Annotated in this window: 9 protein-coding genes; all 9 read right to left on the bottom strand. The window is 50.9% G+C overall.

What is annotated here, in order from left to right; genetic code table 11:
• Positions 1–70 precede the first annotated feature (70 nt).
• Positions 71–2,185, bottom strand: a complete 2,115-nt coding sequence (locus VF260_05095; protein HEX7056557.1) for a glycoside hydrolase family 52 protein — start codon at positions 2,183–2,185, stop codon at positions 71–73.
• A gap of 39 nt (positions 2,186–2,224) precedes the next feature.
• Positions 2,225–3,532 (bottom strand): extracellular solute-binding protein, encoded by a 1,308-nt coding sequence (locus tag VF260_05090; protein ID HEX7056556.1) that lies wholly within the window; start codon positions 3,530–3,532, stop codon positions 2,225–2,227.
• A gap of 119 nt (positions 3,533–3,651) precedes the next feature.
• Positions 3,652–4,452 carry a response regulator gene (locus VF260_05085; GenBank protein ID HEX7056555.1) on the bottom strand — a complete coding sequence of 267 codons (801 nt, stop codon included), beginning with the start codon at positions 4,450–4,452 and terminating at the stop codon, positions 3,652–3,654.
• A gap of 6 nt (positions 4,453–4,458) precedes the next feature.
• Complete coding sequence (locus VF260_05080) at positions 4,459–6,192, bottom strand: sensor histidine kinase (protein ID HEX7056554.1); 1,734 nt, start codon at positions 6,190–6,192, stop codon at positions 4,459–4,461.
• A gap of 122 nt (positions 6,193–6,314) precedes the next feature.
• Positions 6,315–7,460 carry a glycosyltransferase gene (locus VF260_05075; GenBank protein HEX7056553.1) on the bottom strand — a complete coding sequence of 382 codons (1,146 nt, stop codon included), beginning with the start codon at positions 7,458–7,460 and terminating at the stop codon, positions 6,315–6,317.
• A 173-nt stretch (positions 7,461–7,633) separates the two neighbouring features.
• Positions 7,634–8,398, bottom strand: coding sequence for a phospholipase (locus VF260_05070; GenBank protein HEX7056552.1), 765 nt, complete (start codon positions 8,396–8,398; stop codon positions 7,634–7,636).
• 97 nt (positions 8,399–8,495) lie between these two features.
• On the bottom strand, positions 8,496–9,398 hold the full coding sequence (locus tag VF260_05065; protein ID HEX7056551.1) for an AraC family transcriptional regulator: 903 nt from the start codon (positions 9,396–9,398) through the stop codon (positions 8,496–8,498).
• 118 nt (positions 9,399–9,516) lie between these two features.
• Positions 9,517–9,975 (bottom strand): divergent PAP2 family protein, encoded by a 459-nt coding sequence (locus tag VF260_05060; protein HEX7056550.1) that lies wholly within the window; start codon positions 9,973–9,975, stop codon positions 9,517–9,519.
• A 102-nt stretch (positions 9,976–10,077) separates the two neighbouring features.
• The coding region (locus tag VF260_05055; GenBank protein HEX7056549.1) for an ATP-grasp domain-containing protein at positions 10,078–10,365 on the bottom strand (288 nt) is incomplete at its 5' end.

Genomic DNA, 10,365 nt, shown 5'->3' with positions numbered 1-10,365 from the left:
CTATCATGATATGGGTGGAAGAGTTGTCCTGACAGGGATAACCATCCAAAATGCGTCGCCGAAAAAAACTTTAATCTTGCGCTTCTTTGAGCCACAAAATACTCGTGACTCCGCGCGGATAATATTTGCTGCCGGATATTTTGCCGGCGATGATCTGATCGCTCCAGCTCCAAATGGACAGTTCGGGATCGGTCAGCCAGGCGACATGCGCCGCGTCCGCCGCGGCGCTTTGGGCATCCTGCTTCCAACCCAGAATTTTGCGCGCGATAAACTGGCTTAAGTATATTTTGCTCAACCAGGAGTTGTTGCTGGTGGAAGAGATCTTCCATCCGCCGTCCGGAAACAAACAGACCCCTTCGCGCAACACGGTAGCCAGATGCGTCTTCAACACGCCGATATACGCGCCGTATCGGCCGTTTGGCTCCAGCGCTTCGCGGCAGTTGGCAAAGTAGGGAAAAATCAGCCCCTCGATTGCCGGAATAATCCGCGAATCGTTGCCTTCACCGATTATCGCCGGAATATACCCTTCCGGAGTAAGCTCTGAAACGACGGAAGCGGCGCATTTATCCGCTTGCACCTCGGCTGTTTTTGCCAAATCTTCCTTGCCGCATTCGCGAAACCATTTGGCCATGACCACATAAGCGGCCCAACATTTGCCTGCCAAATAGAGATTGTTCCGCGCCTGGCCAAGCGATACGTCCAGGCTGTCATAGGTTGTAATTTCCGCGCCGCCCATCGCCCTATTGCTGTCCAGCCCCATCAAGCCGTTGCGTTTGTCCGGGTCGGGATGATCACGGTTCAGCATGCTTTGCAGGCATGCGCCAAGCACGTCCACATGCGCTTCAATCCATGGCCGGTCGCCGGTTTGTTCCGCGTACACGCAGGCGCACAGCACCCAGTTGACCAACTGTTCGTGCGTCATGTGCGAAAAGCAGCCGTCAATGCCGTATAGTTCATAAGCGGAATAATGCGGGCGGGAAAAAGTGTTGGCCACACCCATGTCATGGGTAAAGCTGATCCCCCCCGGGTACTCCCGATCGTCGCCCGGGAATCGCACGCGGTCTTCATAGCTGTACCGGTTCAGGAACAATTCCAGCACATTTTTCACGGTCCACGGATTCATTTGCAACTCATAAAAAAGCTGGTCGACCGTCAAGTCGAACGTGTTCATCATCCGATACTCGCCTTCATTGACGACCCACAACGGTTTGCCGTCCGCCTGCAAAAGCTGCGTGCAGCCGTAATAGCTGCGAATCGCGTGAGCCATCATGAATTGCTGGTCGTTTGACAAATGCGGCCGCTCAATGATGGCGTTGCTTTCCAGCGCCCGTTTCTTGATCGCCTCCGCGTGCTCCAGCGCATAACGAGCCACCGACTCGATATCCGGGAAAAATCGGGTGTAGTAATAAGAGGCGTCCATGCCGGCCGTTACAATCCCCCCACGGTGAAACGCTATGGCGAACTTAAACGCGGCCTTTTCCCCCGCCGGCGCTTCCATGATCAGCGCCCCTACCGGTCCAAGGCCGAATGTCCAATTTTCCTTGAGCTTAGTGAGCAAAATATCCTCCAGGCTGAAGTGCTGCGCCGAGGAGACAGACCCGCTCCGCGCGGCAATGGCCGTTATTCTTCCCTGGCCAACTCCGACTACGCCTTCGCACGTATCGTCCAAACGGCGCATGGAACTGTATGGATCTTCGCCCTGGTAGCCGAAAAAGGCGCGCCGCGGTCGCCGCCCTTTGCGGTTGTCAATCACAAGCTCCGCGATCACAGCCGGCAATAGCGCGCTTTTCAACTCTTCGGGCGACGCCGTGAGCGGATCGGGCACCGCGACTACGGGAGAATAGACGGTAAAAGTCAAATCGCCCGCCGTCCATGTATCCGTGCCCAAACGGAAATCGCGGTTCACCCGCGATAGCGGGAAAGGATGCACGATTTGCGGCTTATTGGGATCCGGATCCATATTTTCAATGTCATAACGCTTGCTTTCATCTTCAGTTGAGGCAAAAAACGGCAGCGCCTCATAATGCCCTTCGCGTTCAAGCATCTCCACGCCGATAAACACGTTTTGTTTGGGCGGGCGTCCCAACTCCAAATCCAGTCCTCCCGCTTTGCCCGGAAACCCCAGAATAAAGCTGGAAAAAGCGCCGATCGGGGAATGATGGGCATTGAAAAACAAATTTTTCATCGTTTCACTCTCCTAAAATGTTATGTATAGGTTCATCGCTTATGTTCCGGCCTTAAGGGCGTCCTCCTGCTTTTTGGCGAACTGTTCCGGCGTGATCCCTTTGCCGAACAAAGCTTGCACCAGATTATGGTGGGTTTCCGCGGCTACCGGCCTCATTTGCACATCCAGATACAAGATGACCTTGTGCGCCTTGTTTAATTGGGTCAACAAATCGATGTACATGCGCGGGAGATTGCCTTTGCTCGTGTCGACTTTGGTCGCCGGTATCACGCCGGCGGCGTTGACGGAATTTTCGCCCCATTTTTGCACAAAAAAGTCGACGAATTTCTTGGCGGCATCCAGATGTCTGGAATTTTGCGAGACGAACATGCCGACGCCGACGCCGCCGACCCAGTCGTCAATGTTGCCTTTTCCGCCGGCAACGATCGGGAATTTGAAAAAGCCGACGTTGTCTTTAAATTGTTGCGGCGTATCCGGATTGGTCGTGTAGTTCGGAACTTCCCATGTGCCCATCGCATACATGGCGGAGTTGCCCAACGTGAATTGGGATTTGATTTCATCGTTGGACAAGCCGTTAAATCCTTTGGTAAACGCGTTCATGTCCACCAGGCTTTGCGCTTCTCTTGCCGCTTGAATCAATGCCGGTTCGGTAAAAGTTTTATTTTCGACTGCACGATCCATCAACTCCGAGCCACCGATGCGATCGGCAAGATACATATACCAAAACGATGATGTCCAGCCGTCTTTTCCGCCCAGTGTGATCGGCGTGACGCCGTTGTCAGCGAGCGTTTTGATAATATGCTTGAAATCCGCATAGGTGCGCGGAACTTCAAGATTGTATTTGGCAAAAATGGCTTTATTGTAGTATATCGGAACGATGTTCAATTCGACCGGAAGCGCATACGTGCTGCCGTTGTACGAAAAAGATTCGGTCGTGCCCGGCACGAATTTATCCTTTAAAGTGCCTTTAAGCAAATCGTCCAACGGGGCGAATTCATTTCCTTTGACATACGGTTCCATAAATCCGGCCGCCCAGGTGAAGCCAACGTCGGGCAATTTATTGGAAGCGGCGAGCACTTTCAATTTAGCCTTGTATTGGTTGGTTTCCAGGACATCAACGTCAATTTTGACGTTCGGGTTGGCCGCCATGAATTCCTTAATGATCTTGTTGGCGGCGTTATATTGCGCCGGGCTTCCCGCCTGCGACCATTGCGACATCAACTTGAGCGTAATGATTTCTTCCGACATTTCCGCTTGCTCGGCCATGTCGGCACGATGCGCGCAGCCGACAGCCGTCAAGGCAAGACAAATGAAAAATGCGACGGAGAGGATTCTTCTTTTGATCATCGCTCAAACTCCCCATTCGGAAAGCGCGAATACGCTTTCTTTCCAAGTGTATAACGATCATGCAACTTCAATAAGGGCATGACGATTAGGTTTCCTTCCACTTTTTTTGGGTTTTTCGCCTATAAGCCGTTGTCCTGTTTGATTTTTTCACGGTACTGCCCGGGGCTGAAGCCCTCGTATTCTTTGAAAATCCGGTTAAAATATTTTGCCGTGTGATACCCGACGTTAAGGGCGATTTCCGCAATCGGAAGCCTGGTTTGAATCAGCAGTTCTTTAGCCCGCTGCAGGCGCCTGCGGGTCAGATAGTCGCTGAACGTGATCCCCATCTGATCTTTAAAGAGCACGCTGAAGTAACTGGCGTTCAAATGCACGTAATCCGCCACATCCTGCATGCCAAAAGGCTCGGAGAGATGGCGGTCGATATACTCCAGGGCGGCCTTGATCGAATCGCTGGCGTCGGATTCGTTGGAACCGGCATCCAATAATTTGGAGTCGAACATTTTTTCCATGATGCCGATCCGGCTGCGCCTTTCGTTGACCAACAGCGCCTTCTTTACCTCTTCGATCAGTTTTGCGTTGCTCACCGGTTTGAGCAAATAACTGACGACGCCCAGCCGGATCGCTTGCATGGCATAGTCAAATTCGGCGTATCCGGACAAAATGATCACCGGGGGCATATCGTTATTCAACTTTTTCGCCAGTCTGGATACAAGTTCCAACCCGCTTATTTCAGGCATCCGGATATCCGTTATCAGCAAGTCGAACGCATGCTTTTCCGTAAAGCCGAGCGCATCGTTGGCGTTGTCGAACGCATGAATCAAATAGCGGCCTGCGCTCCAGGACTCCAAAGTCTTTCTTAACCCTTCCCGGGTCATTGGCTCGTCTTCAACCAGGAGAATCGATGGATTTTTCAACGGCACCACTCCCTACTCCAATGGAATTTTCAATTGCACCGTCGTGCCCTCGCCTTTCCGGCTGGTAATGGAAACACCGCTTGCAAAATGTTTTTTGCCGTAATAAAGCTGCAACCTGCGCCGCACGTTGCTGATTCCCATCCCGGTTCTTTTGGAAGAAACGACATCTCCGCTTCCGCCCGCCCGTTTGATCCTGGCAAGGGTCTCCGCGTCCATGCCGGCTCCGTCGTCTTGCACCCGAATCAGAAGATCTCCGCTTTCGGAAACGCTTGCCGAGATGAAAACCTTGCCCGGCCCAATCCGGTTTTCCACGCCATGAACGATCGCGTTTTCCACAATGGGCTGAATGATCAGTTTGGGTATTTTGCAGGACGCCAATCCAAACGGGTATTCGATATCCCACGATAAACGATCGCCCAGCCGCATTTTCATAATGCTCAAGTATTTTTCCGCATGCTCCAGTTCTTCGCCCAGGCTGACCCACTCCTCCTTATTGTTTCTGCTGATCGTGTACCGGAACAACCCCGACATTGTAATCACGTATTCCGCAAGCTCCGGCTGCTCCTTTTCGACCAATAAGCGATAAAAGGCTTCCAGCGTATTGAACAGAAAATGCGGGTTAATTTGCGCCTGCAGCGCTTTCAATTCCGTGCGGCTCTGCAAAATTTCCTTTTCATATACAAGGCGAATCAAATTATTGATATTCTCTACCATTTCGTTGTAGGTGCTTTGCAGTTCATGCAATTCAACCGTCGACGATTCCGCGGCAACTTCTTGCAGAACGCCGTTGCGGGAACTTGTCCGCATTGTTCTGATTAACTTTAATATCGGTTTGGTAATGATCGTCGACAACAAGAGCGAGAGAAATATAAATAGAATAAAGCCGGCGCCGGCCGGAATCAGTATCGCCGAACGCAGCATGGAAATGCCGTCGGTAATTTCGCTGATCGGAGTCAGAATAAACAATGTCCAGCGGGTAATGGAAGAATGTTGGCGAACGATCATATAGGTTTGGTTGTTCAGACGGATCGTTTTTTGCGATGAATGCAGCAAATAGGCGACGGTCGAATGTCCGATGTCCGGTATGTTGGTCGCGATTTCATTCCCGTCAACACCGACCAGAAGCATTTTATTGGGATCGTCCGGGGGAAAGCTAAAAGCGCTGCGGTTGATGCGGACAAGCAAAAATCCGCCCGGCATAAAGTTTTGGTCAATCAGTTTGATCAGCCGGATGGCCACAATCGAATCAGGGTGTTGGCGATCGTTTCCAAACCATACCAAACTGCCTTTTTTTTGCATAGCCTCGTTTATCCAGTCGGCGCGCACCGCATTCTGCAGCCGCTCGCCATAAAACGGATACAGGCTGCGTCCCTGATAGCTATATAAATAAACGGCTTCTACGCCGCTGCCATATAATTGCACAATGTTTATTTCCGGAGGTATTTTTTGCTGTTCGGATATTGAAATCGTCGCTCCATTCGCTTCTTCCTGCAGCACTTGTTGCACATATGTACTTGTAGCCGCTTCCGTAGTCAGTGTATCGATCTGTTCCAAAATGGCTTCCAAACGCCCGTTTGCCTGAACGGCTGTCTGCTGGATGTTTTTTTCGGCATTGATTTTCAGCAAAGTGGAGACCGATTTGAACGTGACGATCGCCACGCCGCCCAAAATCAGGGTCATCACCAGCAGAGAGCCGAACAGCATCTGATTTCGCAGCGTATTCAAATGTCGGCGGATGATTTTCATCTTGCGATCCCTTCTCCGCGAAAATGGCTCTTACTCAATGGTTCGTCGAATCTTGCCAATTCTCCTCCTTTCAACAAGGCGATATTTTTACACTTTGCGCAAAATGAAAACTGCCGAAACTCCTATACTTTCCCCACCGCATTGCTTTTTGCGCCGCATTCAAGATCGCGCAAAATCTCCGCAACGACCGCCTTCGCCGCAAGGGGCCGCTGTAACAAAGCCATCGCCTGTGTGATTTGCAACTTCAAGCTGTTGTCTGCCAAAATCCTGTGAACATGCTCTTTCAGTTCATAGAGATTGGTGGCGATCAACGCCGCGCCTTTGGCGGCGAAATATTGCGCATTGCCTTTTTCCTGGCCGGGCAGCGGGCGAAACACAACGACGGGCAAGCGCATCGCCAGCGCTTCGGCAAATGTGACTCCCCCCGCTTTTGTAATCATGCAGGACGAAACCGCCATCAGTTCGTGCACCGCTTCAACAAAGCCGAACACATGAACGTTCGGCACATCGGCGAAACTGGCATTCAATTTTTTTTGCAACGCCCGGTTTTTTCCGCAAACGAGGATAATCTGGATATTGGCAAACGCCAACAAAGTCTTCGCCAACATTTTAAAATGCTGGGTCACACCGTAAGCGCCCGCCATGATCAAAACGACGCTTTTGTCGGCGGCAAGGCCGTAACGCTCCAAGCAAGCCCGGTTGTCGATCGGCTGCCAAAAACTCTCCCGAATCGGAATGCCGCTGACAGAGATGCGCTCCGCCGGGAAGTTTTCTCTAAGCAAACGTTCCTTGAGGTCTTCCGTCGCCACAAAGAACTTGTCCGTATGCGGATGAAGCCACCGGCGATGCAGTACAAAATCCGTCAAAACGGTATACGTGGGTATCCGCAATCTGGCGATTTTGCGCAGTTCGTTCATCGACATGAGCGGAAATGTGTTGATTACCGCGTCCGGCTTTTCCCGGCTAATAATTTCCTTTAATTTTCGGATGCCCAGCGCATTCACCCATTTGGCGGCGGATTGGTCGGAGCGCATGTTTTGCGTCAGCGCGTAACTCCACCCATAAAGCCGCGGGCTGTAGACGGAACTTTTTAAATAAGCGAACCGGGTAATCGCATGCATCAGCGGATGCGCTTCCGCAAACAGATCCACCATCAGCACGGCGTTTGCGCCCGATTTCTGAAAACAATCCGCAAGCGCTTTGGATACTTGCATATGGCCGTCGCCATAATTCGCATATAAGATCAGAATTTTTGGATTCGGCTGCATCTGCCATACACCTTCCGGAAAGAAAAAAGCCTATCGAATGGCCTTTTCGATAGGTATGCCAATATTTTCTCCAATATATGCAATTGTCCGAATGCCCGCTAACAAAAAAGGCCGAACGTCGGGAGCAGGGGAGCGACACCCGGCATTCAGCCGCATAAACGGTTATTTCGCATTTATTTTTTTAGCGAATGTTTGAGCAGCCACTCGAAAAATTGCGGATCGTGAAACGTCTTCGTATACCCGTCGTGCCCGGTCTGATCATGAATGGTAAACAGCACCTCTTTGCCTCCGGCGTCTTTTACCGCGTTGACCATTTTCTCGGTTGTCTCCCAGCTTATAATCGTATCCAGCTTATTGTGAAACGCCCAAATCGGTACATCGACCAACTTCGGCGCCAACGTAACATCCCCGCCGTTTTCGATCGGCGCAATGGCGGCAAATATCCCCGGATGGGCGGCCGGCAAATCCCAGGTTTCAAATCCGCCCATGCTTTCGCCGGTCAAATACATTTTGGATTTGTCCACGCGGTAATGTTGAGCAACTTCGTCGAGCATGCCGACCAGCTTATCTTCATCCGATTGCCAGAAGCCTTTGGTCGTAATGGGGGTGATCGTAATAAAAGGTTGCGCCAGTTGATCCACAGCCGTAATGATGCCCAAATTCCTCAGGTATTCTTCGTTCATGCCGTAGCCATGCAGAAACATGATGAGCGGCCACTTTTTATCCGCTTTTGCATCATAATCTGCCGGAACCGACAGCAAATAGGGCATCCCCTGAAATTCCAACTCTTGCACGTGTTCAATAGCCGGCGATGGTGAAGGTGTTGCGGTTGGCTCAGGATTTACGCTTGTTAAGACGGAAGCCTTGGAAGTGCAACCGGCGGCAATTGCCATCAAGACCGCGACCATGAAGATCCGCTTCGCGCTTTTTGCCAACAAAATAATCCCTCCTAGACCGAAGTCCTTGGGATTATCTTAGCGAAATCAGGTGTGAAACGTAATTGCAAATTGCAAACCGCACATTGCGGATCGAAAATTACTTGAGCCAACAGTTTGCCTTGCGGTAACGAGACGGGGACAATCCGGTGTGGCTGCGAAATTGCCGGAAAAAATGCGCCCCGTCATGATAGCCCACTCGCTCCATAATTTCATTGGTCGAAAGCAATGTGTTGTGCAGCATGGAACATGCCATTTGGATTCGCAGCGAGCTTAAGTAGCCCATGACCGATTGCTGCAAGTGTTTGCGGAATAATTGATTGAGGGTCGTTTTATTGGTGTGGAATTGTCTGGCAAGCTGATCGAGGCGGATTTTCTCACGGTAGTTTACACTCAGGTAATTCACGACTTCCCGCAGCAGATTTGCCGCTTCATCCGGCACAGGTTGAACCATCGCGCCATCCTCCATATCGAGGCGGCGGATAAAATAAAGCAACTCAAACAAACAGACCCTGCTGCGGCAAGGCCAATTGCTGTCGGGCTGATTCCTGAGAAGACCGCCAAGTTCGGCAAACAAGCGGCTGATATGTGCGATATATACCGACTTGACCGTGATGATTCCGCCGGCATGCTCCGATTGTGGAAAAAAGGGCTTCAAGCACCATAAATCCTGCGATTCCGTCACCGTATACTTGTTCTGGTGGAAATAGGCGTCCAGCGTAAATTTCTCGTTCATAACGGTCGGTTGAAAAAAAATTGTTTTGATTTTGCCTTTGTCAGAAGTCCGCAAAACAACATCGTCCATATGGTTAAAACAAAATAAAGCCGGCGCCGAAAAGGAATAAGAGCGGCCGTTTACGTGCGCCGATCCCGTGCCGTTTTCAACCAGGGAAATGCGGTAAAACCCGTTCGGAGCCGACTTCATTTGCTTTTCAAACACATGCATCGAGAGCATCAATCGGTAACCGGGATAATGGATTTTACCGGTCGTGATAAGTTCCAACGTATATCCCTCCATGAAATGTTCCTTTTGTTCAAGCATAAGCAAAAACAAGGGAAATTTACATTGGAGGATGCTTTGAAAAAAGGGTGAAAATTTTTTGATGGCGGCAAAAAGCGATTCAGCGATAAAACAAAATGTAAGTAAACACGCTGATGCATGCTCCCAGCAAGGCTCCGACAAACACTTCAATCGGCCGGTGTCCGAGCAGTTCTTTCAGCGCTTTTCGCTGTTCCTGCCCCGTTCGTTGAAATAAATAGTAAAATTCCTCCATTAAACGGTTGAGGATTACGGCTTGTTCGCCCGCATGGCGGCGTACGCCCGCCGCATCGAACATGATGATTGCGCTAAATACGGCGGAAATGGCAAACGGAACGGAGGACACTCCGTTCCAGATGCCGATTGCCGTCGAAAGGGAAACGACCGCGGCCGAATGGGAGCTGGGCATTCCGCCCGAACTGAAACAAAGCCCCAAATTCCACGAGCGGTTTGTTATGTAGTACAACGGCACTTTTACCCATTGGGCGATCAGGATGGAAGCGAATGCCGCGACCAGCGGGTAATTTGCAAACAAGGGCACGTTCTCGGGTCTCCTTTTTTATTCCTGGGCGACTTGGTTCCAAGGCGTTTTTTTGATTGTATATCGCGCATCAGGCGATTGCAACTGGGCAACTAGCTTCTTTTAAATAACAAACGAGTTGCCCTGCCCGTCGTAAAAAATTTCCTCCCAGTACCGCACCATGCGGGTGCCCCATTTGATCATTAATTCATCTTTTCGCGGGGCGATGCCAAACGCCAGTTTCACGGCCAGAAGCGGCAAATTTACGCCTGCCGCCGTGCAATGGACAATCGTTCCTTGTATGCGCGGGTTGACTTCGACTATTTTCGGCTGGCGGGAATCATCACGTTTCACTTGAACGCCTATATTGCCGTGCAGTCTGAGCTCTTTCACGATTTTCGCCGTGTATTG

Source organism: Bacilli bacterium, from assembly GCA_036381315.1.
In the GTDB taxonomy this organism is placed as follows: Bacteria; Bacillota; Bacilli; order Paenibacillales; family KCTC-25726; genus DASVDB01.
Note: the sequence above shows the minus strand (reverse complement) of the source record. Positions and strands in the feature narration are given on the sequence as shown.